Source organism: Olivibacter sp. XZL3 (genome assembly GCF_004368405.1).
Classification (GTDB): Bacteria; Bacteroidota; Bacteroidia; order Sphingobacteriales; family Sphingobacteriaceae; genus Olivibacter.
Window position 1 is genome coordinate 1 of sequence record NZ_SBJH01000122.1, and the last position, 24,714, is coordinate 24,714.

Below are 24,714 nucleotides of genomic sequence, written 5' to 3' on the forward strand. Positions count from 1 at the left end.
AACTCCTCTGGAGTTTCCCACATTCCAACATCTTAATCAACAACAATAAAAGTGTCTACTTTTTTTAGGACATGACAAAGGGGGTAAGGCTTAAGGCTTAAGGTTCCAGTACTGCTACAGCTCCTGCCACCGCTACTCTTCAGTTACTCACAACTGACAACCCACAACTGGTAACCGGCAACCGAAAACTAATAACGATAAAGGCATTACGCTATAGGCGATAGGCTTTAAGTCGCAAACGAATAATGAATCAATCACATATAGACCCTTCGGCTTCGCTCAGGGTGACGACTGTAAGTGACCATGGCGTAAACGTGCTACAGCTCCTGCCACCGCTACTCTTCAGTTACTCACAACTAACAACCGGCAACTGACAACTGGTAACCGGCAACTTAATTAACTCCCCTGGGCATCGATTCTCTATAATAAAGTTCGCCATCGTCGCTTAATATGTTAAGCGCGCTGACCAAATCGTCTACTTCATCCGCTTTGACTTCACGAAGTACCACTGTCACCTTCCCCCGGTGCCGCATGTAGATATAAAACAGTGTTAGCATCACATTAGATATGAAAGCAAATGTAAGGGTTTAAACGATTTTGTAAATAAACAGTTTTAAGGCATTATTTCCCGTGAGGCGAGATGCGCTGTGCATGATTAAACCGTGTTTTTTCACGGTCTTTTGTGCTGTTTGTCAATGAGCCCTGCGGTTGATTGCCCCTCTTACGGCCGGCGCGTCATAAGGGTTTTCAGGCCAAGCGTGTTTAGGGTATCTTCTTTTGAGCTCTTTCCGAACCTCAAAGTAGGTGCTGTTCCAAAAGCTTTTTAAATCCGACGTGATTTGCACAGGCTTAAAACCCGGTGAAAGTAGATGGAGGACCAGTGGTGTCTTGCCCTCGTTAATGAAGGGCGTCTTCAGCATGCCGAACACTTCTTGGAGCCTCACGGCTAAAACAGGGGGCTCGCCATTGGGCGCATACTGAAGCTTGATCTGGGAGCCGCTTGGAACCGTGAGTTTTATGGGAGCTAGCTCATCAAGCCGTCTCTGCTGCCAAACAGGGAGCGAATGCGACAGGATACGATACAAGTCCAATTTTCGCAGGTCTTCGGTCTTTCTGCACGTATAGAGATAAGGTGTTAGCCATTTGTCGGCGCTCTCAAGGAGGCTGGTCGTGTCTACAGCAGGCCAACCTTCTTCGGGATTCCAATGCCTCAAACTTAATACGCGATTTTGCCACTGTTCGACCTCAGCATGGAAGTTGAGCAAATCGAGGCCCTCTCTTTTAATCGCTTGCAGTAAAACCTCAGTTGCCAGGGCCTCCGGAATTTCGCGTAAGGGTTTCGACTGAACGATCAAACTGTCGATTTTCCACTCTTCCTGGCCGTGCAGTCCACCTTTACTGCCGTCCCAAACGAGGCTTTGCAGTTGGGTAGTCCAGGGTAAAATGTCTTCTTTTTGCAAAGGGGCAGCCAGAAAAATCCGCCCTTCGCCTGCACGAATGTCCAATTGTGCGATGGCCAAAAAGAGCTCATTACACAAGCTGTCGTGCGGGTCTAAAGCCGCTTTTCTCCCATTGGCCATGATAAAACGATTGCTGCCCTGAACGGTATTTCCTGCGATGCGATCGGGATAAGCATGGGCTAAAAAGCGACCTGTTATATAGGGGTCGGGACTGTCGTTATTCTCTTCAATGTCAAATAGATCTCTATAGTAAGTCGCCGCTCTGATCACTTTAACGAAGGGGCCGGTCCGTAGGTGGTTTTTCCTTGTTCTTCGCAGTTCTTCGATCCGCAGATTGAAGTCGGCCTCAGCCTTGTCACTTAAGGGATCACGCTCTTCGAGCAAGGCCGCTATATCTGTTGCCAGGTGTAAATAGGTTTTTTCGGCAGCTGCTTGCGATAACATATGAGCAAGTCGCGGGTGGCAGGGCAAGCGGTGTAAGGCCCGGCCATGCGCTGTTATTTTTCCTTCTTTTAGCGCTCCCATCCGCGCCAAGGTGTTTTGTGCCTGCGTAAACCTTTCTAATGGAGGCGGAGTTAACCAAGTGAGTTGGTTTACGGCCGATACACCCCATTTGAGCAGCTCCAACGCCAAGGGCATTAAATCGGTTTCGGTAATTTCCGGATGGCGATAGGGCTTCATTTTGGTCTCCTGCAACTTTGACCACATGCGATAACAAACTCCCGGACCGAGCCGGCCGGCCCGACCGCTGCGTTGTGTAGCCGAGTCGAGGCTGATCGCTACCGTTTGTAAACTTGATAAACTTGTTCTCGGGTCGAACTTTGCTTCTCGGGTGAAACCGCTATCAATCACCACGCGCACACCTTCAATGGTGAGGCTCGTTTCTGCAATGGAAGTGGCCAATATAACTTTCCGGGCACCTTTAGCATCCGGTAAAAGTGCTGCTTGCTGCGCGGCTAAGGGAAGCTGTCCATATAAACAATGAACGGCCGCGGCCGTCTTTTTAGCTTGCAGCAGTTCTTTACATTGGTGGATGATTGCTTGTCCGGGCAGGAATACCAAGATGTCTCCGGTTGTTTCCTTCAGTGCCCGCAATATGGTCTGAACACACAGGTAGGGAAGCTTCTCTACCACTTGTTCACCGGTGTAAACGATATCAACAGGAAAGGTTTTGGAAGGGCATTCAACAGTGGGACATTGCAATAACTGCGCTAAATTAGGGACATCAAGGGTTGCCGACATGACCAACAGGCGTAAATCCGGGCGCAGCACTTGCTGCGATTCTAAACAAAGTGTTAAGGCAGTATCGGCATGTATACTGCGTTCGTGGAATTCATCGAAAATAATCAGACCGAAAGCTTCCAGTGCATTGTCTTCTTGTATCATACGCGTTAGAATACCTTCGGTGACTACTTCTATGCGGGTAGCCTGACTGACTTTGCGTTCGAAACGGACCCGGTAACCGATTGTTCTCCCAACCGCTTCTTTCAGCTGAGCGGCCATTCTGCCGGCAATCGAAGTAGCCGCTAAACGTCTCGGCTCCAGAAGCAAGATCTTTTTGCCATGGAGCCAGGGCTCGTTTAATAAAGATAAAGGAAGGTATGTACTTTTTCCAGCGCCCGGTGAGGCACTTACTATTAAGTTGGACTGATTGGCTAAGTGCTCTCGAACCTGCGGTACAATCTGTGTTATGGGTAACTGCGTTCCTTCGAATATCATTGACATGCCTGTCAAACTTACGGAATACATTATTGACGGTCAAGTGGCGATCGGTAAAAAAGCCGTGTGCGCTTACACGGAGGTCTTAAGTTCTTTTTTTGTAAAGTTCGGTACTTTATATAAGTTCGTCGTAATGCGCCAAAGCCATTCTAAAGGGCCGTATTTAAACCGTCTAAACCATAGGATCGACAAGATGATTTGCACCATATAGAATAGATGTGCAAGTGCAATAAGCGAAAACAACGTTCCGGTATAAACGTGGCGATAAACAAACTCGAAGAGAAAGAAGAAGAAAATGGTCTGCAAGACATAGTTGCTGAGGCCCATACGGCCCGTGCGCTCTAAGGCAAGCCAAATGAACTTCCATTTCCTGCTATAGAGGTAAAGTAAGTAGACACCACCCATATAACAGAACGACAGACCCAAACTTTTTAGCGGACTGAGCGTGAGGTGGTGGTGGAGGGTGCGGTCAATACCTGTCATTAGGCATAATGCTGCGAAGCAACATAAGGTAATCTTCTTGATACTTAAACGGGGCGTGTTAAATAAGTCCGTTAAACCTGCCCAGTAGCCGAGGCAGAACAAACCCAGAATCATTAAATAGTGGCCGGAAGAGAGCTGATGGATAATGCGGTGCGAAAAGCCTAAATCAGCCAATATCAACATAGAGGAAGAACTTTTAATATGTTCGTTAAATTCGGAGGATAGGGAGGCCGCAATAATCAAGGTGCATGTTATCAGTAGCAGATGGTTTCTTTCCAGTCGCCTTATCGGCACCAGTAACAGTCCCAAGATGGCGTAGACGTGCAAGATGTCAAAAGGATAGAATTGATTATGTAGCAGGCCAATGACGAATAACAAAAATGATCTCCAGATAAATTTCTTTGTAAAAGACTGCTTCCGCTTTTTTGCGTTTCGGAATTGGATATAAAAGCTAAACCCAAATAGAAATGAAAAGATTAGATAAAACTTCCGTTCAATAAATAAACTTAAGAATTGCTTAATCTGAAGGTCGGTTTCGTCGCTGAAATTTCTTCCTTCGGCTTGTAATTCTATAAGATATATCGATGCCGTGTGTGCAAGAATAATACCGTACAGCGCAAATCCTCGAAGGATATCGATGATGGCAATTCTTGATGGATCGGCTTTCCTTATTATATCCTCCATGGTAATTACAAATTTAGTCCGATGCCTCCACTATTCACAATGGTTAACGTCAAGTGCGACTAAAACGAGAACTAAGCGAAAGGCTGTGCTGATTTTGGTTAGGAAACTGTCGGGTCTTTGTCGTGAATGGGCACAAAAATGGCTAGGTAATATAGCGTTATTGAAATCGTTTACTTGATATGTTGAGAGGAAGATGTGATGTTAACTTGTTTAGAAGACGTGGATTTACCGATTTAAGCTGGGTCGGCTATTACGGGAAAAGGCCTACGACGATCGCGCGTTACCTCATAGAAAACAATATGTATGATTTTTTGGGAACGGATCTGCATCATGAGCGACAATTGCATAAAATTATTAAATACGTTAAGAGTGGAAACGCTTATAAAGATTTGGGCCGCCTTACATTAAGAAATTATGAACTTTTATAGCGATTTCATCTGTACCTCTTTTAATGGTTGATTTATATTGGATAATAATACTCAAAAGCGTTCCGTTTGTATACAATTTAGGTACAGCTCTTAAAGAAAAATTATTATTTGTCCGATATTCACCGCCGACAAAAAAAGCGATGCGCAAGATTGTTTGAGATTTTGACGCTAGTTTTTTTGTTTCTTTTAATAAATTGATTTAACTTAATAGCAAATGAAACCGACTTTAGTAATTCTAGCCGCTGGAATGGCGAGCCGCTATGGTGGAAACAAACAAATTGATGGTTTTGGGCCAAATAACGAAACAATATTGGAATATTCTATTTTTGACGCCATACGTGCCGGCTTCGGAAAAGTGTGTTTTATTATCAGGAAAGAGCATCAAAGTGTTTTTGAAGAAAAGTTTGCGAAATCTATAAATGGGCAGGTCGAAGTGGAGTATGCTTTTCAGGAACCGCAGCTGGCGGAGTATGGATTCAGTGAACATATAGAGCGCAGCAAACCTTGGGGAACGGGGCATGCCTTATTGGCTGCCAGAAATTTAGTTAAAGAAAACTTTTGTGTAATCAATGCAGATGATTTCTATAGCTTAACGGCTTTTCAACAAATGGCCGCCTTTCTAGCAAATGAGGCGAAAAACGACCATTTCGCGTTATTGGGCTATAAGATAGATAAAACCCTATCGGATAGTGGCCCGGTAACCCGTGGTGTCTGTGCGGTTTCTGAAAAAGGCGAGCTGGAAAGATTGGATGAGCGTGCCAAGGTGTATAGAAATGCCGAGAAAGCGATTGAGTATGTACAAGCGGACGGCTCACCCGGTATCTTGAGTGCTGACAGTTTAGTCTCAATGAATTTTTGGGGCTTTACACCAGCTATATTTTCTTTACTTGAACCCTTGTTCGTTACTTTTGTCGAACAGAACAAAATGGATCCCAAAGCAGAGTTTCTGATACCCGAAGCGGCACAGACTTTATTGCAGGAGGGAAAAGCTACTTTTAAGGTGATCCCGATTGATGCGCCATGCTTTGGCGTCACCTATCAGGAGGATAAGCCTTTGGTGAAAAATGAGCTTTCGAGCTTGGTGGAAAAAGGTGTTTACCCGAGGGCTTTGTGGAAAGAGCTAGCTGTTTAGCCTGACTTATCCGTTTATAAGAAGTTAACTATGAATAAAAACCATTATGTTGTTATCATGGCCGGCGGTGTAGGGAGCCGTTTTTGGCCGGTTAGTAGAACATCACTTCCTAAGCAGTTTATCGATGTGCTTGGTTTGGGTAAGACCTTAATTCAAAGTACCTACGATCGCTTTAAGCAAATTGTGCCGGAAGAAAACATCTATGTACTTACCAATCACAAGTATGTTGGGCTGGTAAAAGAACAACTGGGAATCACAGACGAGAGCAGAATCATTGGTGAGCCCGCTATGCGTAATACGGCCCCCTGTATTGCCTATGCCTGTCACAAATTACATGCTTTAAACGAGGAGGCTACGCTGGTGATTGCACCATCGGATCACCTCATCCAGGATACGGAGCGCTTTTTAGCGGATGTTAAAATCTCGTTGGAGGCGGCAGAAAAGAGCCAGGCCTTGATCACCTTAGGGATTAAGCCTTCCCGGCCGGATACCGGATATGGTTACATTCAGATAAGTGATGAGGGGTTGGCCGATTTTCCGGATTTCCGCAAGGTGGCGGCTTTTAGGGAAAAGCCCGTTTTGCAAGTAGCAAAAGAATATGTGGCAAGCGGCGAGTACCTGTGGAATGCCGGTATCTTTATTTGGAATGTACGCACGATTCTAGGTGAATTGCAAAAGTACGAGGAAAAGTTAAATGCGACTTTCCTGGCCGGGACAAGCAAGTATAATACGGTAGAGGAGCAAGCCTTTTTAGAGCAGTATTATCCGGAGTGCGAGAATATTTCCATTGATTACGCGATTATGGAAAAGAGCGACCTGGTATATGTACTGCCCGTTGACTTCGGTTGGTCTGACCTTGGTACCTGGACGTCCGTTTATGGCTTAAGTCAGCACGATAACGAAGGCAATGTACTTATACCGGACGCTAATAACGTCATTCTGTATAACAGCAGCAACTGCATGGTGAACGTGCCGGGCTATAAAAAGGTGGTGTTAAAGAACCTGCATAATTATATAGTGGTAGAAGCAAATGACACCTTGATGATTTGCCCTATTGATAGTGAACAAGAAGTTAAACAGGTTGTTGCGGACGCGGCAAAGCAATTTGGGGAGAGTTATATTTAATTGACCACATTGAATAACATAATGAGATGGATGTGGAGAGCTTGGTGTGTTCTTTATTTTTTCATTTTAATATATGTGGTTTTCTTTGCAGGACGAAGGCCAAGTCCCACTTGGGGGCTGGATAATAATCAGCAGCCCCTGTTGATACCTTTTAGGTTGAAATGGTATCAATATACCCATGCGTACAACCTGAGCGATGTTTATCTGGATGTTATTGGCAACATTATCATGTTTGTACCTATGTCGCTATTTCTTTATATCGTGTTCGGCGTAAGGAAATACAGTCGCTTATTTTTGATCGGTTTTTTAGCTAGCCTGATCATTGAAATTGTTCAATACGTAACAGGTATCGGGATACCTGATATCGACGATCTGATCTTTAATACGGCCGGTGCTTTTTTGGGCATTGTCGTGATCGATGGCGTGAGGCGAGCAATTCTTTCGAACAGTGGGAGCCCACTGTGATGTGGCAGGTGTTTATTGAGCAAGTTTCGTATAGGAAATGTAACGGTTTGTCTAAAGGTCGGAATGCGACTTTTTATATCTTTGTTTAAATGTTCGTGGAAAAATAAAACACAAGTTTTTAATAAAATTAATCTCATCTATTAAAATGACAGTAAAAAAAATCTGCTGTATTGGAGCGGGCTACGTTGGGGGCCCTACAATGGCGGTGATAGCCAAACAATGTCCCGATATACAAGTCACTGTTGTAGACTTGAACGAAGCGCGAATTGCCGCATGGAATGATCAGGATGTGAGTAAAATTCCGGTATATGAGCCAGGTCTAAGCGATGTTGTCGCTGAAGCACGTGGGCGAAACCTTTTCTTTTCAACAGAAGTGGACCGCGCAATAGATGAGGCAGATATGGTCTTCATCTCTGTAAATACACCTACCAAAACCTATGGGGCAGGTAAAGGGCAGGCTGCGGATTTAAAATGGATTGAGCTTTGTGCAAGGCAAATTGCCCGCATTAGTACAACGGACAAGATTGTTGTTGAAAAGTCGACTTTACCGGTGCGCACAGCAAGCACATTACGGGATATCTTGCACCATACAGGTAATGGCGTTAAATTCCAGATTCTTTCCAATCCAGAATTCTTAGCGGAAGGTACGGCGGTACAGGACTTATTGGCTCCAGACCGCGTATTAATCGGTGGAGATCAAGATGAAGAAGGACAAAAGGCTATACAGGCTTTGGTGGAGATATACGCGCGCTGGGTGCCGAGAGAACAGATTCTTACAACCAATGTATGGTCATCGGAATTGTCGAAGCTGACGGCAAATGCCTTTTTGGCGCAACGGGTTTCTTCCATTAACGCTTTATCCGAGTTGTGCGAGTGTACGGAAGCGGATATTAATGAGGTTGCCCGCGCTATCGGTACGGACAGCCGGATCGGTCCCAAATTTTTGAAAGCTTCTGTTGGCTTCGGCGGATCTTGTTTTCAAAAAGATATTTTGAACCTCGTATATATCGCCCGTACCTATGGATTGACAGAGGTAGCCGATTACTGGGAACAGGTAATCATCATGAATGATCACCAAAAGAAGCGATTTGCTAATAAGATTATAAAGGCACTTTATAATACAGTGAACGGGAAGAAAATTGCTTTCTTAGGCTGGGCTTTTAAGAAAGACACCAACGATACCCGCGAGTCTGCAGCAATTTATGTGGCCGATCACTTATTGTACGAGCAGGCAGAGGTGGCTGTTTATGATCCTAAAGTGCCGGCTCAGCAAGTATATATCGACTTAGACTACTTAGGTACTAGGGCGTCTGAAGAAAATAGCCGACTGGTAAAAGTTCATGACGATCCTTATGAAGCTTGTAAGGACGCGCATGCGGTGGCCGTACTTACGGAGTGGGATGAATTTAAGGACTACGATTGGCAACGTATTTACGACAGCATGCTGAAGCCCGCCAATATTTTCGATGGAAGGAATCTGCTCGATAAGAAAAAGCTCGAAGAGATCGGATTTCAAGTACATGCGATAGGTAGCTAGCCACTAGCTAGCTCGTTAGAAAAAGGCAGTCAGCTATGCTTGCAAAGGCATAGCTGACTGCCTTTTATTCGTTGCCAGTTATCGGTTGCCAGTTGTGAGTGCCTGAAGAGTAGCGGTGGCAGGAGCTGTAGCACGTTTACGTCATGGTCACTTACAGTCGTCACCCTGAGCGAAGCCGAAGGGTCTATATGTGATTGATTCATTATTCGTTTGCGACTTAAAGCCTATCGCCTATAGCGTAATGCCTTTATCGTTATCAGTTGCCGGCGCCTTTCTACCACCATATACCTTAAGCCTTACACCATAAACCATTATAAGGACACTTTTTATACAGTTTTTACATAATTAAAGTCGCGTAGGTGGTCTTGCAATCGCGCTATTTCCGCATTTTTTTGAGGTGCTTCCCTTCTGCGTAGGTGTGTAACGGTCTTACTCCACCCCTAGTTGGCAGGAAAGGCACGTAATTGGTCCTTTGGTATAGGCTGTGGAAAAATGTGTATTGGACGCCGGAGAATATTGGTACGTCGGTATACCGCTTGTGTTAAGAAATATTATTCGATATTTTTGAGCTGCCAGGCCTGAATAACCAATGCTTAAAAAATATTTTCAGTTAAGTGCTAAAAATTTGCGGTATAACTAATCCTAAATTAAAAAAACGTAGCAATTATTATGGACCGATCTCCGCTATATGCGTTTGATAAGTGATCCGAATAACTGTTTTTTAAAAGATAATCAAATGAAAATAACTGTCGGTATAGTCGATGATCACACCTTGTTTTTGGAGTCATTAATTATGTTGGTAAATAATCTGACCGATATGGAGGTTGTGCTGCATGCTTCCGACGGAAAGGATTTGTTACGGAAGCTTCAGCGGCAGGATACGTATCCAGATATTTTACTGGTGGATGTATTGATGCCTCACATGGAGGGATCGGAAGTGGTAATGGCTGTTAGGGAAGCCTATCCGGATATTAAAGTCGCAGCCCTGTCGGTATTAAACGACTCGATCCATGTACTTCGGATGGTACGGGCGGGCTGCTGTGCCTATTTGCCTAAAACGATCAACACCTTGGAGCTGAAACTGGCATTAACGGAAATTTGGACGAAGGGTTATTACAATTCCCATTTGATACGTGTCGAGACGGAGGAGGATGTCGTGAATCCGATCGCATTGACTGATCGCGAAATGGAATTTTTGGAGATGGCTTGCAGCGATCTTAATTACCACGAAATCGCCAAGCGCATGTTTCTTTCCATCAAAACGATTGACGGATATCGAGCCAGCTTGTTCAATAAGTTTAATGTGAAGAGCAGAACCGGACTGGTGTTGGAAGCAATAAAACGCAATATCATCAAGGTGATAAACTGAAGCTCCTGAAACTGAGGGCAAGCTCTCCACGCCCTTACTGCCATTTGCCGGGGCCGGTTTCTGCTATGATAGCTGCAGCCGGCGATCTCCCTTTTATCATACAAAAATTACGATTGACAACACTCATCCTATAAAAGCGTGTGTTTATACACATTTATACGATAAGCTATCATTTCTAGTGCAAAAATGGGTTTACTTTTGGGGATAGTAGTGTATTCTTTCATATTTGTAGGGAATTATATGGCGAGTTTAAATGTTTAAGTGTAAGAATTGAAAAAATAAGTATACCTATGTTGAAAAATTTAAAAAAGTTTAGCGTCCGGCCAACGTATTTTTCCTTTTATGGGCTAATGGTAGGCGTATCGCTGTTAACTGCATGTAAAACTAATCGCATATACGATGCGCCAAAAGTCTCTACTTTTCGGGGAAACCGTTTGCCTGCCCCTCCGGGAATGGTCTATATCCCTTCTGGAACCATTTTCTATAAAAGCTCGCAGGATAGCAGTGATGTCGGACGAAATGTTAGTTTAAGTGCTTTCTTCATTGATGAAACGGAAGTGACTAACAAACAATATCGCGAGTTTGTGAACTGGGTTGCCGACTCCGTAGCGGTTGTTGACTACCTAAAAGATGATCAGTATTTTCTTGAAGCCGGCGATGCAGAGAATGGCATGGAAACGGATGGTCAACGACTGATCAATTGGAAACGGGTAGAGAAAGAGTCTCCACTTTGGCAAAGCAAAAACGTGGATATCCAAGAACGCTTGCGGCCAATGTTGACCATGAAAGCAGGAAAACGGGTGCCGAACAGCACCTTGCTCAATTATCGGTTTTCGTATTTGAAAACGGACGGCAGGACGAATGATCAGTATGTAACGGAAACGGTAGCGGTAATGCCTATTGAAGATATTTGGTCGAAAGATTTTCCGAATGCGCAGCTGAACGCCATGGATGTCAACTATTTTAACCACCAATCGTTCGATTATAATCCGGTGGTAGGTGTAAGCTGGAAACAGGCAAGGGCTTATGCGGATTGGCGTGGGAAAAAGATTATGGCGAGTTTACAGAAAAACGCTTATTTAAAGGGTTATCAATTGACGTTCAGTTTGCCTACAGAGGCTCAGTGGCAATATGCTGCCGAAGGAAAGCTCGACCCGGTGGATACCGTTCAACGAACTCGACTGACAATAAAGGACCGGAAGACGGACAAGAAGCGGCTCGCTGTTAACTTTAAGCAAGGGGAAGGCACTTACTCGAGAGATGGATCGACTTTTACGGTGCCGGTGAAGGCCTATACGCCCAACGCCTTTGGTGTATACAATATGGCAGGAAATGTGTCGGAATGGACCTTGGACGCCTTTAGCCCATCGGCTATTGAGTTCGTAAACGATTTGAACCCGGTGTTACTGTACGATGCGGATGATGACGCAAATGATGCCTTAAAGCGCAAGGTGGTGCGCGGTGGCTCATGGAAGGATAACGGTCGTATGCTGAACAGTGATGCCAGAAACTACGAACTGCAGGATGAGGCGCATTCCTATATTGGATTTAGATGCGTCATGTCGGCTTTCGAGATGTCGACGCCACAAATGAAAACGAGAAAATATAAAAATTAATTTTTTTGAGCTAGCGCAAGAAGCATAGCCGAACTTGATAAACAAATTAGATTGGTGAAAAAAGGAATTTATTCTATGAAGACGTTTTTGATAGCTACTATCGTTCTCTGCTGCTTTTCTGGCTTGTCAGCACAGGAGCGAACCGATACCACACGGATTGGTGAAGAAATGAGCCAAACAACGCCAGACTCCGCATTGGGAGGGCAAACTGGCTTGTTGCAAGACACCGTACCTCAAAGTGATGGCTATTACCAGGTGAATGATTTACACGATGCGGTGCCTTTCGCATATCCGAAAGTGAATCAAAAAAACATCCGCTTTTATAAGCGGGTATGGAGGGATATAGATTTAAAGGATGAACAAAATGCCATTTTTGCGATTCCCGGTGCCTCTTTAATGGAGGGGATTATGAAGGGCATTAAAGAGGGTAAGTTAACGCCTTACAATCCGGAGGACGATGGTTTCAAAACCCGACTGTCCGCCAGAGAAGGAGAAGCCCGCTTTACAGACAGCGTTTTAGTACCCATTTTCGATAATGAGGGTAACCAGATCGATGCGAAGATGACCTTAAATGAGTTCAATCCTGAGAAAGTTACGAAGTTTCGGATTAAAGAAGACATCTTTTTTGACAAACAGCGCGGTAAATTGGAAACAAGGATTATCGGCGTCGCACCGCTAATGACGATCAACTCTTCTGCAGAATTGGCAGATGCCGTTGGCGAAACGCCTGCATTTTGGCTTTATTTTCCCCAGCTACGTTATACCTTGGTGCAAATGGACGTATCCGACCCTGATAGGGAACTTTATGATATGACGATGGACGATCTGTTTGTTCAGCGCAAATTTTCGAGCAGGATCGTTCGGCAGTCCTCACCAAATCAGCAGATGCAATATGCAACCGGCGAGCAAAGTGACGATATTTCACCCGATGAAATAGAAGATAAGATTAAGCTTTACAAAGCGCGTTTGTGGAGAAACCCTAAGGGCGTTAACGCGGATGAACTCGTAACAAAAGATGACGACTATATACGCGCCGGCGGTAAAGGAGAAACCAGTGTTAAAAAGCGAAAAGCCGAATCGAAAAAAGAAGAAGGTACAGAACAGGAACAGTGAGCAAAGGACAAGTCATTCACATCGAGCGCTCATCAGCCATTGAAAAAAATAATTAATGAAACTTACATGGGTTGCTAACCACGAAAGAAAATGAATAACTCATGTACGCTGCCTATGGTAGTCGGGGCTTTATTGCCATTAAAAAACAAATGATTAGAATGAAAAAAATCCTTATATTTTTTGTTGCAGTGTTTGTTAGTCTGCAAGTGAAAGCGCAGATTTGGGAAGAGTATTCCAGTTTTTATCCCGCTGTAGGAATACAGGTCGGAGCCAGGGGTGTAGGCCTTGAGGGATCGTACCCGCTGTCAAACGCTTTTAACGTACGGCTGGGAGCAAGTATTTTTCCCTCCTCTAAAATGAAATTAGGTTCCCGGGTATTTGAAATCAACCGCTCGGACGTAAGCTTGCTGGCCGATTGGCAGCCTCTTTATGGGAAGGGCAGTTGGATTGCGCGCAAGTGGATTGTCAGCCTAGGTGCTGGATACTTCTTTGAAAACAAATACGAGCGCTATGTGGGCGCACGTAAGACTGCCGACCAGAAACTGGATTATGGCGTTGAATGGTCGAAGTTCAGGCCTTATATCGGGACCGGCTTAAATGGGATAAGGCTGGCGCAGCGATTCAATCTGGCGGTTAATATCGGATACTACATACCAACCGAGTCAACAGCAATAAAGATCTATGAAAAAGATCCGGTTGATATACCCGAGCTACGAGAGGATTTAGATTCCTTCCCTTATAATTTGGCACCGGGAGTCAATGTACAAATTGGTATATCGTATATCTTTTTTAAAAACAACTATAATAAATATTTCCAATAATTAAGGTATGAAGAAGAGAGATAATTCTAACTGGTTGCATGTAGCAATTTCATGGGGAGCGAGTGTAGTAATTTTAGGCGTTTTATTTAAAATATTGCACATTGGTGGAGTAATGGCCAACTATATAATTGGGGCCGGATTAAGTGTAGAAGCGTTGTTGTTTTTTTTAATGGGATTCAATCCTCCGGCTAAGGACCCGGAGTGGGAACGGGTTTATCCGGAATTGGCAGATGATTATAGCGGAGAACTGCCGAGGGCTTCGGCAAGACAGGCCGTACAGACACCAACGGCTCCTTCTACGACGGCCGCTTTAGATCGTATGTTTGCCGATGCACAAGTGGGCCCCGAAACCGTGGCTAGTTTAGGAAAAGGCTTAAGGGTCTTTAATGAAAAAGTGAATGCGATTAATAATATTTCCGACGCCTCTTTTGCAACGAACGAGTTTACGGAAAAACTGCGCTTGGCTTCAACGAAATTCGATGATTTAAGTGCAGCCTTTGAAAAGGCCTCAGCCAATTTAGTGGCCATGTCTTCTTCGAATTCGGATACCCGGGGCTACCATGAACAAGTACATCAGTTAACCCAAAATCTTACTTCGCTAAATGCCATGTATGAGCGCGAATTGAGAGATTCGAATGCGCACCTACAGTCAATGAACAGATTCTACGAACAGCTTAGCGCTACCATGCAGAACTTCAATGAGTCGCTGGACGACTCCAAAATGTTTAAAGATGAAGTCAACAAGTTAGCGAAAAATCTAGCAGCATTGAATGCGGTTTACGGAAATATGTTGAGCGCGATGAACCAACCGCGCATGTAGTTTAGGTAGTATTCGTTGATAATTAAATAGACAGTTAATGGCTTTAGGAAAAGAAACCCCAAGGCAGCGGATGATTAATATCATGTACTTGGTATTATTGGCGATGCTGGCTTTGAATGTGTCAGATACCGTACTGGATGCTTTTAAGAATATAAATGATAGTTTGGAAACCTCGCGGTCGAATGTAAATAATTCGGTAGAACAACTGTTTATGGCCTTCGAGAACACCAAATTAAAAGAAGAACCGGAACGCGCCCGGCCTATTTATGAAAAGGCTAAGCAGGCACGTGTGATTGTGGGCGAGCTTAATGAGTACATCAATACGCTAAAAAAAGAGTTTGAAAAGCAGGGGGGAGGCTATGATGAGGACACGGGCGACTTGTCGCAAAGGGATAATATCGACATAGCGCCTGATTTGATGGTTAATAAAAAGAGGGGCGCTGCCTTAAAGGAAAAAATAAATAGCACCCGCGAGAAATTGCTTGCATTGTTGGACGAAAAGGATCGCGAAACGGTCACTTTTTCGCTGGAGGCGAGCGATGCGGAAAAGCGAGTTAACGGAAAGAAAAAATGGGAAGAGATTAATTTTGGAGATGGCACCCCTTTAACGGCGGCGATGGCGATTCTGACTAAGATCCAAACCGATGCGCAGAATGCTGAATCCGATATTGTGAAACGTATTCTCGGAAAGATGGATCAGGCGGTGGTCAACTTAGATCAATTTGCCGCTGTGGCGGTTGCACCAACGTCTTACCTGATTCAGGGCCAGCCTTATACGGCAGAGGTCTTCTTAACGGCTTACGACTCGAAAGCTGATCCCGCTATTTCGGTTAATGGGAGTGCCTTGCAAGTGAACAACGGGAAGGGTGTCTATAGTGTGAATACGTCTAAAGAAGGTGTGTTTACCTGGACGGGTGTCATCAAAGTGAAACAAACGGATGGAACGGTAAAGGAATATAGAACACCGGAGCAAAGATACCAGGTGTCTAGACCTTCTGCTGTGGTGTCGCCCGACAAAATGAATGTGCTTTATATCGGTGTCGATAACCCCTTATCGATATCTGCGCCGGGTACGCCTGCGGATAAGATGAAAGTGAGCATCAGTAGCGGCAGCCTGTCTGGATCGAACGGGAAATACGTGGCGCGGGTATCTGCTCCGGGAACGGCCAAAATTTCCGTATCTGCTGAAGTGGCTCCGGGTAAAATGCAAACCTTGAGTACAACCGACTTTAGGGTAAAACGTATCCCGGATCCGGTCGCTAAATTTGGTGGAAAGTCGGGTGGTACGATGGCTTCCGTTGCTTTAAAAGCACAGAACGCCCTTTTTGCCAGTTTGGAAAATTTTGATTTTGATGCCAAATTTAATATTACCAAATTTACCATGATTTTAGCGAAGCCGCGTGCCGATGCTATTGTACTGTCTACAAGTGGTAATACGTTAAGTGCAGCAATGAAATCAGCCTTGAATGGAATCGGACCGGGCACACGGGTTATTTTTGATAATATCATCGCTGTCGGACCGGATGGTTCTCCGCGGCAACTGAATGCGGTGGCTCTGTCTGCTAATTAGCATGAAGGTATATTGGCGAAGGTATTTTGGTCTACAATAAAATTGATTATATGGAAAAAAATTCAAGAATTTATATCGCCGGCCATCGCGGCATGGTGGGGGGAGCAATCACTCGCCATCTAAAATCAAAAGGATACGATAATCTGATCGTCAGAACGTCCGCTGAGCTGGATCTTCGCGATCAGGATGCGGTCCACGCGTTCTTTAAAGAAGAGAAGCCCGAATATGTCTTCTTGGCTGCTGCAAAGGTGGGAGGCATTATTGCTAACAACACCTATAGAGCCGACTTTCTATATGATAACTTGTTGATGGAATGCAACATCATTCATGCAGCCTATCAACAAGGGGTTGCCAAGCTTATGTTTCTGGGAAGCAGCTGCATTTATCCCAAAATGGCGCCTCAACCCTTAAAGGAAGATTATCTGTTGACTGGCCCATTGGAACATACCAACGAACCCTATGCCATCGCCAAAATTGCCGGAATTAAGTTGTGTGAGGCTTACCGCGACCAGTATGGTTGCAATTTTATCAGCGTAATGCCTACGAATTTGTATGGGATCGGGGATAACTATCATCCGCAAAACTCCCATGTGTTACCGGCCTTGATTAGAAGATTCCATGAAGCGAAGATAGCAAATGCACCTTCGGTAACCATTTGGGGAACGGGCACGCCTAAGCGCGAATTCTTATACGCAGACGATTTAGCAGATGCTTGTGTGTTCCTGATGGAAAACTATGCGGAGAAAGAACTGATAAATGTAGGTACTGGAGAAGACTTAACGATTAAAGAGCTTGCCGAACTGGTGAAAGATGTGGTGGGCTTTGAAGGGGATATTACCTATGACACCTCGAAGCCGGATGGAACTCCTCGCAAGCTTATGGATGTTTCCAAACTGCATCGACAAGGTTGGAAGCACCATGTTGAACTGAAGGACGGCATTGCCTTAGCTTATAATGATTTTTTACATACAGAGGTAGTGGCGGAACGTTAACGGATGAGTTTGTAGCCTGCTAGCTGTTTTTTTGAGGATGGCGGCCAAAAGTATTGTTTTGGCCGCCATTTTCTTTTCTTTTTTGCGGATGCGCTCGACGTCCGTATCTAAATCCGGCGCGAGACCCTTTTATTAGGCCTTATACCGCCCTACATCCTGTACCTTATACCTAACTAAGAACAGCACTATGGATTTTTTACGGTTTCCGGTTCAACTACCATACTAGCAGCCTCAGCTTCTTGGGCTATAACGTCGCTTGTTGTTGCTAAAGCAGGTTCCTGTGCCATTCGTTTGATAATCTTTCGACTGCGGTTAATGAAAGGAAGCTCGATGTATTTATAGGTGAAAGCGGAAATAATAAAGGTGATCGCAATCGTGGCTGTGGCTGATAGTATCGGGCTTGCGATAGCCGGAAGCACTAGTCGTATCACGATGCCTTGATTTAAATACAGCGAATAACTAATTGTGCCGAAATAGGCGAAAATTTTCGGGTAAGATGCCGACCGGAAAATATAGGCCAAGGTAAATAGAGCGTATGCGAGAAAAATGGCATTAAACACCGGCCAGAAACTATCGCCACCAAAGAGCGTTGGGGTTGGTGTTCGATGACCGAATGTAAGGTAGGCGTTTATTGTCAAGACGATAATAGCAAAGGATATGGTGAACCAAAGTGTGTTGTTTGATACCAAACCTTTCATGTTTCTGTAATACACTGTACCGACAAACATAGTGGCCAGGTAGTAACTTAATAGCATGCCACCGGCGAAAAGATTGAGAAGATAGATGGCTACAACCCCAATAGCGAGTGCGCCGCTAAGAGCAACAAGAGCTATTTTAACACTGTGCTGTAGTATGTTCATTTTGAATAATATGGCAACCAGGATATAGAATGCCATTTCGAGATTTAATGTCCAGAAGGACATTTCAATAAGCGGTTGACCAATAAATTTGGCCATCATGGTGATATTGGCCAAGACGACGGTCAAGGTCGGATCAACGCCTCTTATCGTTCCATTCAAAATGAGCGATGTTTTTAATACCAAAGTGGTTAGAAACAATGGGTATAGTCTGTAAATACGGCTTATTGCAAATTTTTTGATGGACTGGTGTTTTTCGATAGAGACGGGGATGATGAATCCGCTCGTTATAAAGAAAAGAGACACGCCGAAGACGCCAAACTGAAAATAGTTTGAGCTAAACCAGCCAAACTGCGGTGATAAACGCTCAAATATATGCTGAATAATGACCGATAGGGCCGCAAAAAAACGTAAGCAATCTAAAAACTGAAGCCGGTTGTTGTTTTCTTTCATGGTTGAATTTCTTAAAGTGCCAGCCTTTTCTAAAAGAAGCCGTATTTGCTTCGAAACCTGGCTGTTATATGACAATAAACCGTACAAACATAGCTTTTTTGATGCAAGAGAACAGGTGGTGTACCTAATTTGGCCAATAAATGGGTAATGAATGGGCAAGAATGAACCCGAGCTTGGTCTTGGCACTTTGGAATAGCGGCTTCGTTTGGAATTTGCCTGTTTTTTCGGTCGGCAGGCCCTTTATAAAAGGCTGGTTTTATATTATATTAAGAAGGCTGGAGGGAGTTTGACCTGTGAATAGTCGTGATTTATTGTGGTTTTTATACATTTTAGAGCGGTTTCTGCTTCGTGTTTCTCATAAAAGGAACGTTCATTTCTCACTGCCCTTTATTTACAGATTTAAGCCTTAGTTTTACGACGAAATTCAACATCAAGTAATTAAAACATGGATAGTTCTAAAACTCTTGTTTTAAAAGGCGTTTTTTGGAATGGGGCTCAGTTAGTAATCAATCAATCATTTGCCTTTATTGTAAAGTTAGTATTAGCCAAGCTACTCTTGCCCGAGCAGTTCGGATTAATCGGGATGGCCGCCGTATTTACCGGCTTTGTGCAAGTGCTTACCGACCTTGGCTTTGGAGCAGCTTTAATTCAGCGAAAGGACGAACAGCTACAGCCTGTTCATTACCATACGGCTTTTTGGACAGGTATTATATGGTCTGTACTCTTGTTTCTATTGATGAGTGTAGTGATTGCACCCTTAGCCGTTGAGTTCTACCATGAGGAACGACTGAGAAGTTTGATACCGGTGATCAGCTTAGGGATTTTGTTTACCCCGATCAACTTGGTGAATAAGGCGCAGCTATCAAAAAAGATGGAGTTTAAAAAGATAGCCAGTATAGAAGGAGCGGCGAATATTGTTGCAGGTGTGCTTTCCATTATTCTCGCACTTAGCGGAGCGGGTGTGTGGTCATTAGCTTTTAATTCGTTTGCCATCGTTACCTTTGCGATTCCTTTTTATTTTAAGGCGACAAAATGGCGACCCGAGTTTCAATGGAGTAAGCAAGCTTTCAAAGATGTATTCGGCTTTGGCGTGCTGGCTTCGGGCACAAATCTGGTAAATTACGTTATAAACAATATCGACTACTTACTGATCGGTAAGCTTCTTTCAGCTTCGCTCTTAGGAGCCTATTCCTTTGCTTTTGTTTTAACGGATACTTTTAGGAGCCGTTTAATGGGCGTGATAAATAACGTGATGTATCCTTTATATGGCAAGAAGCAATCGGATCCCGTGGCCATAAAAAGATATTATTTAAAAGTGGTCAGTTATAATTGCGTCATCGTTTTTCCGATTATGACCCTATTCTTCGCCTTGGCAAAACCTTTTGTGCTAACCTTTTTCGGTGCCAAATGGGAGGCGGCGATTATTCCATTACAGATACTTTCTGCATCAATCATGATACAGATGTTGACCAATAGCAATACGGTGCTCATCAGGGCTCTGGGAAGGCCGGGTTTGGAAATGAAGCTTCAGATTATCAAGGCGGTCGTTTACGTTCCTACATTGGCCTACGGCATTTATGTTGGAGGAATCGTAGGGGCTTCGTGGGCGGTATTGTACAACAAGGTCTTTAATGTGGCAATTGCTCAATATGCATTTAAATACCTTCTTTCGGTAAAGATTTCGACTAATGAGCTTTTTTCCGAAATAAAAGCGCCGGTAATTGGGTCACTATTGGCCTATTTAGCGGGTGTATTACTTTTTAACGTTGCTCATGTGAATTTTATCGTTACAGGAGTCCTGATGGGACTTATTTTTTTACTTGTTATATATAAAATGATGGGAGGCGAACTTATGTCCCATTTTAAAACCTTGAGAAGATAGCTTAATAGTGTATATTTAATATGAAAGGATTGCGTCCCGTTGTATCTATCATTATTCCTACATATAAAGACTGGTATCGTTTAGCGCTATGTCTGGATCGACTTAACCAGCAGTCATGGCCAAAAGAAAACTTTGAAGTGATCGTAATTAATAACGACCCGGATGAGGTAGCTCCGGATTTTCTACAAGACTATTTAGCCGAGAATGTTACCTTGCTTGATGAAGCGAAGTCGGGCTCCTATGCCGCTCGAAATACAGGTATCAGGCATGCTACGGGCGATATTTTTGGTTTTACCGACTCAGATTGTCTGCCGGATAAAGATTGGATAGCTGCTGCCGTTGATTTATTCGAAAAAGAGTCTTGCGACCGGATCGGCGGAAATATTGAAATCTTTTACGAAAAAGAAGGCCGCCCAACGAATGCCGAAATCTACGAGAAGGTATTTGCTTTTAAACAGGCTGAAACCGTGCAGGCAAGCGGTGTCTGTGTTACCGGGAACATGTTCAGTAAGCGTTATGTCTTTGATACGGTAGGCCTTTTTAACGAGAACTTATTTTCCGGCGGCGATTATGAATGGGGCAAGAGGGCGGCCGATCAGGGCTTTACGATTGCGTATGGAGAGCATGTTAGGATCTTCCATCCTGCGCGCAGAAATATGGATGAGCTGTTAAAGAAAGCGAAGCGGGTGGGGGGCGGTACTGCTCACCACTTGCATGGAAGTAAGAAACGTGCCATTGTAGACTATTTAAAAACCTTTGAACCTTCTACCTATACATTTCATATGTTGAGGAGTTACGGCAAGGAATTGACTTTATATCAAAAAATCAAGGTATTCTTATTGAGAAGATATATCAAGCACAGCATGAATCTTGAAAAACTGAAAGTCGTTTTTGGAAAGACGGCTAATCGACAGTGATGTGTTTTTTCTGAAAGGCAATTACATAAACCCAGAATACGCATTAGCTCATGAACTGCAATGAAATGCTCCTTTACATCCATTTCAATAGCTCATTCACCATACCCCGGTATGCCTCATTCCCTATTTCATGCCTGTTTCCTTTTCGTTTTAATTCCTAACGCGTAATCTGGCATAAAAAAAACCGTCTTAGAAGACGGTTTTTTTTATGCATAATCTGATTCGAGTCATCACTTTAGTCGAGCAGATCTTTTATCATCTCCTTGATTTTGTTATCGAGCGCGCTATTGAGATCCTCAAAGTCTTGCTGACTTGCAAGCGGAAGCTTTGCACTGCAATAAAATTTGATCTTTGGCTCTGTACCAGACGGTCTTGCAGAGACAACACTGCCATCTTCTAAAACGAACTGCAGTACGTCCGATTGAGGCAAGTCTATCGGCTGTTGCGAATTGTCGCGAAGATCAGTGGTTACCCGGTGTTCGTAATCTTTCAGCAGGACCACTTGAGTGCCGCCCAAGGCTGTTGGTGTTTCCGTTCGCAAACGATGCATAATCGATTTGATTTCTTCGGCACCGCGTTGGCCTGTTTTTGTTAAGGACACTAGCTGCTCTTTATAAAAACCATATTTTGTATATAAAGAAATCAACGCTTCGAACAGGGTTTTGCCTTTGCTTTTATAGTAAGCCGTCATTTCTGCTATGAAGGCACAGGATACAACGGCGTCTTTATCGCGTACCAGGTCTCCCACCAAAAATCCGTAACTTTCTTCTCCTCCAACCAGAAAGGTCTCTTTTTCCAAAAGGTTGGTCATCAATTCACCGATATACTTAAAGCCGGTTAGCACTTCGTAGCAATTGACGCCATAGCTTTTTGAAATATCGCTTATCAGGTTCGTGGTAACGATCGTTTTACATGTGTAGTCGTTACTTTTAAGCTGGCCCGATTCCTGTTTTGCACTTAATACATAGTCCACCAGCAAAGAACCTATTTGGTTGCCGTTTAGCAGGATAAATTTACCTTCTAAATTTTTTACCGCTACGCCGACACGGTCGGAATCCGGATCGGTTGCTAGCAGAAGATCTGCATTCAGTTTGGTTGCTTCCTGCAAACCGATAGACATGGCTTCTTCCTCTTCCGGGTTCGGATAAACTACCGTTGGGAAGTTGCCGTCCGGTTCTGCCTGTGACTCAACAACGTGCACATTTTCGAATCCCCATTTTGCCAGCACTTTAGGGACTACGGTAATGCCCGTGCCGTGGATAGGAGAGTATACAATGTTGAGGTCTTTTTGCTCATTCACTACAGCAGGTCTCAACGATAGGCCAGCGAGTTTGCCAATATAGCTGTCGTCTATTTCTTGATCAAGCGTTTTGATCAGTTCTGCTTTTTTAGAGAAAAGTACGTCGCTAATGGTCAGTTTATTCACTTCATCGATCACATTTTTATCATGCGGTGCGACCAGCTGTCCGCCATCGCGCCAATAGGCCTTATAGCCGTTGTATTCTTTTGGATTGTGAGACGCTGTAATCATGACACCACTGTGGCACTCGAGTTCACGAATGGCAAAAGAGAGTTCTGGAGTAGGGCGTAGTGCGCTGAATAAATAGACCACGATATCATTCGCGGAAAATACGTCGGCAACAGTTTGTGCAAACAGGGAAGACAGGTTTCGACTATCGTAGCTTACCGCTACTTTCACTGTCTCGTTGGGGTAGGTTTTCTTCAAATAATTTGCTAAACCTTGCGTAGCCTTTCCAACGGTGTAACTATTCATTCTATTGGTACCAGGCCCCATGATACCCCGCAGACCTCCGGTTCCAAATGAGAGGTCTTTGTAAAATGCATCATTTAATTCATCCCATTTTTCGTTGTCTTGAAGATCCTGAATAGACTTTTTCGTTTCCTGATTGTAATCACCACCCAACCACTCATCGATTTTCTGTTTAACGGAGGGAGCTAAGTTGCTAATTGCCATAAGTAAATGTCGTTTTAAGTAGCTTTACATGAATAATAATCGATCTGCAAAATAATTAATTATCGTCAAAAAAGTAAGAAGTAAAGCTTATATTTTGCTTATTTATTGCTTTTAGGATCTTTCTTCACTTGATTGACGAGCAAACGATTATACTCTTCCAAGATCTTGATATATTTATCCTTCCAATAATTGCTGGTACCCTCGCTCGTAGCGGCTGGTGTTTCGTCGGGTGTTGTTTTCTCTGGAGCGATTACCTTCTGAAATTCGTCTTCTGTAAACAATTCCGGAAATTCTTCTGAGAAATCGTGTTTCAATGCACACCCTATCCGAAAAATTATCTCTGGTTTTAGGCTCTTTTGGTTAAACCAATTGTAAATCGACCGCCGATTTACATTAGTTAGTCGCGCTAACTCGCTGATGCTGTAACCATTGCGTCTGATAATTCTTTCTATGATATGGCCATAGTGTTTCTCCATTGTAATTTGCATTAGGTTAGATTTGCTTTTAGTGTTCTAATATTTACGTTCTTTAGATGAAATCATTAAGCTGGTAGCAGGTTTTTTTGAGAAACATCTACTTTTGCAATTAGTGCACAGTTAAATTGCTCCAAAACCATGACCACCGATTTGCCTTTAACCATTATTACTTCTCCTTGCCAGTCGGACAACACCCCCGCTTTTACTTTGATGCGATCGCCCGCGCTCACTTGATCGAAAGAAACGGATTCCAAGTCTTGATAATCTGCTTGAAGTAATGACTTGATTCGGCTAATTTCTTCCTTTGTAACCGTTGCAGGTTTTCCGCAGTGATGTACGATGCCTACGACGCCCGCTATCTGTTCAACGTGATATTGCTGTAGTTGGTCTGCCTCAGCAAAGACGTATGAAGGAAATAAAGGAATTTCGACAATTTTCTTTCTATCTGCCCACTGCCTTTTCGTCTTTATCAATGGACAAAAGCACTCTATTCCCTGCTGTAAGAGAAAGTGATTCACTTTTTTTTCCCATTTAGGCCGGGTGTAGATGGCTATCCACTGTTTTTGCTTTTTCATGTTACTTGTTAGCTTGTCGTGTTTTCGAATCAGAATTTCTCTCGCATGAAAACACAGCGATTTAAGGTCAAATTTAGCCTGTTATAGCCTTCTTTTAGGAGGTTTTCACTGTTTTGTAGCGCATTTTATGGCTAATGTGTGTACTTTGGCCTAAATGTGTGAGGGATGTCACGTCTTAGTGTGAACGTGTGGTTTTGTCTTTGTTTTTAAAGCTTGAAAAGCGCAATTCCGTGGTCATATGTGCA

21 protein-coding genes are annotated in these 24,714 nt (G+C 43.7%); 14 read left to right on the forward strand and 7 right to left on the reverse strand.

The features are described from left to right. Positions 1–392 precede the first annotated feature (392 nt). The 3 genes from EPX21_RS22855 to EPX21_RS22405 all read right to left on the reverse strand — a co-directional run bounded on the left by EPX21_RS22855 (position 393) and on the right by EPX21_RS22405 (position 4,346). Positions 393–557 carry a hypothetical protein gene (locus tag EPX21_RS22855; protein ID WP_166670860.1) on the reverse strand — a complete coding sequence of 55 codons (165 nt, stop codon included), beginning with the start codon at positions 555–557 and terminating at the stop codon, positions 393–395. Between the two features lie 135 nt (positions 558–692). Then, complete coding sequence (hrpB, locus tag EPX21_RS22400) at positions 693–3,185, reverse strand: ATP-dependent helicase HrpB (protein WP_206106134.1); 2,493 nt, start codon at positions 3,183–3,185, stop codon at positions 693–695. 66 nt (positions 3,186–3,251) lie between these two features. Next, positions 3,252–4,346: a DUF418 domain-containing protein gene (locus EPX21_RS22405; protein ID WP_134092123.1), complete on the reverse strand. Its 1,095-nt coding sequence runs from the start codon at positions 4,344–4,346 to the stop codon at positions 3,252–3,254. A 179-nt stretch (positions 4,347–4,525) separates the two neighbouring features. Between EPX21_RS22405 and EPX21_RS22410 the strand changes: the two genes are divergently transcribed. From EPX21_RS22410 to EPX21_RS22465, 12 genes are all read left to right on the forward strand, one after another. Then, the gene (locus EPX21_RS22410) at positions 4,526–4,774 is read left to right on the forward strand and encodes a hypothetical protein (protein WP_134092124.1); all 249 of its coding nucleotides are present in this window, start codon (positions 4,526–4,528) and stop codon (positions 4,772–4,774) included. A gap of 214 nt (positions 4,775–4,988) precedes the next feature. After that, positions 4,989–5,906 (forward strand): sugar phosphate nucleotidyltransferase, encoded by a 918-nt coding sequence (locus EPX21_RS22415; RefSeq protein ID WP_134092125.1) that lies wholly within the window; start codon positions 4,989–4,991, stop codon positions 5,904–5,906. Positions 5,907–5,936: 30 nt separating this feature from the next. Beyond that, a complete protein-coding gene (locus tag EPX21_RS22420) occupies positions 5,937–7,031 on the forward strand; it encodes a mannose-1-phosphate guanylyltransferase (protein WP_134092126.1) in 1,095 nt (364 codons plus the stop codon). 21 nt (positions 7,032–7,052) lie between these two features. Then, complete coding sequence (locus tag EPX21_RS22425) at positions 7,053–7,496, forward strand: VanZ family protein (RefSeq protein WP_166670861.1); 444 nt, start codon at positions 7,053–7,055, stop codon at positions 7,494–7,496. Positions 7,497–7,641: 145 nt separating this feature from the next. Continuing rightward, positions 7,642–9,033 (forward strand): UDP-glucose 6-dehydrogenase, encoded by a 1,392-nt coding sequence (locus EPX21_RS22430; protein WP_134092128.1) that lies wholly within the window; start codon positions 7,642–7,644, stop codon positions 9,031–9,033. A 736-nt stretch (positions 9,034–9,769) separates the two neighbouring features. Beyond that, positions 9,770–10,402, forward strand: a complete 633-nt coding sequence (locus EPX21_RS22435; RefSeq protein ID WP_134092129.1) for a response regulator — start codon at positions 9,770–9,772, stop codon at positions 10,400–10,402. A 290-nt stretch (positions 10,403–10,692) separates the two neighbouring features. Continuing rightward, complete coding sequence (locus EPX21_RS22440; RefSeq protein ID WP_134092130.1) at positions 10,693–12,018, forward strand: SUMF1/EgtB/PvdO family nonheme iron enzyme; 1,326 nt, start codon at positions 10,693–10,695, stop codon at positions 12,016–12,018. A gap of 75 nt (positions 12,019–12,093) precedes the next feature. Continuing rightward, positions 12,094–13,131, forward strand: a complete 1,038-nt coding sequence (gene gldN, locus EPX21_RS22445) for a gliding motility protein GldN (RefSeq protein ID WP_134092131.1) — start codon at positions 12,094–12,096, stop codon at positions 13,129–13,131. Positions 13,132–13,289: 158 nt separating this feature from the next. After that, positions 13,290–13,952 (forward strand): hypothetical protein, encoded by a 663-nt coding sequence (locus EPX21_RS22450; RefSeq protein WP_134092132.1) that lies wholly within the window; start codon positions 13,290–13,292, stop codon positions 13,950–13,952. Positions 13,953–13,959: 7 nt separating this feature from the next. Next, positions 13,960–14,772 (forward strand): gliding motility protein GldL, encoded by an 813-nt coding sequence (gene gldL / locus EPX21_RS22455; RefSeq protein ID WP_134092133.1) that lies wholly within the window; start codon positions 13,960–13,962, stop codon positions 14,770–14,772. A 37-nt stretch (positions 14,773–14,809) separates the two neighbouring features. Beyond that, positions 14,810–16,342, forward strand: a complete 1,533-nt coding sequence (gene gldM, locus EPX21_RS22460; protein ID WP_134092134.1) for a gliding motility protein GldM — start codon at positions 14,810–14,812, stop codon at positions 16,340–16,342. Positions 16,343–16,392: 50 nt separating this feature from the next. Continuing rightward, complete coding sequence (locus EPX21_RS22465; RefSeq protein WP_134092135.1) at positions 16,393–17,334, forward strand: GDP-L-fucose synthase; 942 nt, start codon at positions 16,393–16,395, stop codon at positions 17,332–17,334. Between the two features lie 185 nt (positions 17,335–17,519). On the opposite strand, the gene EPX21_RS22470 is transcribed toward EPX21_RS22465, so the two are convergent. Next, positions 17,520–18,644, reverse strand: coding sequence for an acyltransferase (locus EPX21_RS22470; RefSeq protein ID WP_134092136.1), 1,125 nt, complete (start codon positions 18,642–18,644; stop codon positions 17,520–17,522). Between the two features lie 445 nt (positions 18,645–19,089). Between EPX21_RS22470 and EPX21_RS22475 the strand changes: the two genes are divergently transcribed. Together EPX21_RS22475 and EPX21_RS22480 are read left to right on the forward strand one after the other, a co-directional pair. After that, the gene (locus tag EPX21_RS22475; protein WP_134092137.1) at positions 19,090–20,526 is read left to right on the forward strand and encodes a lipopolysaccharide biosynthesis protein; all 1,437 of its coding nucleotides are present in this window, start codon (positions 19,090–19,092) and stop codon (positions 20,524–20,526) included. 20 nt (positions 20,527–20,546) lie between these two features. Continuing rightward, positions 20,547–21,443 (forward strand): glycosyltransferase family 2 protein, encoded by an 897-nt coding sequence (locus tag EPX21_RS22480; protein ID WP_134092138.1) that lies wholly within the window; start codon positions 20,547–20,549, stop codon positions 21,441–21,443. Between the two features lie 235 nt (positions 21,444–21,678). On the opposite strand, the gene EPX21_RS22485 is transcribed toward EPX21_RS22480, so the two are convergent. The 3 genes from EPX21_RS22485 to EPX21_RS22495 form a co-directional block, all read right to left on the reverse strand. Then, entirely contained in the window at positions 21,679–23,418 is a 1,740-nt protein-coding gene (locus tag EPX21_RS22485) for a phospho-sugar mutase (protein ID WP_134092139.1), read from the reverse strand. A gap of 98 nt (positions 23,419–23,516) precedes the next feature. Beyond that, complete coding sequence (locus tag EPX21_RS22490) at positions 23,517–23,894, reverse strand: helix-turn-helix transcriptional regulator (RefSeq protein ID WP_134092140.1); 378 nt, start codon at positions 23,892–23,894, stop codon at positions 23,517–23,519. Positions 23,895–23,959: 65 nt separating this feature from the next. Next, positions 23,960–24,469, reverse strand: a complete 510-nt coding sequence (locus tag EPX21_RS22495; protein WP_134092141.1) for a UpxY family transcription antiterminator — start codon at positions 24,467–24,469, stop codon at positions 23,960–23,962. Positions 24,470–24,714: the final 245 nt, after the last annotated feature.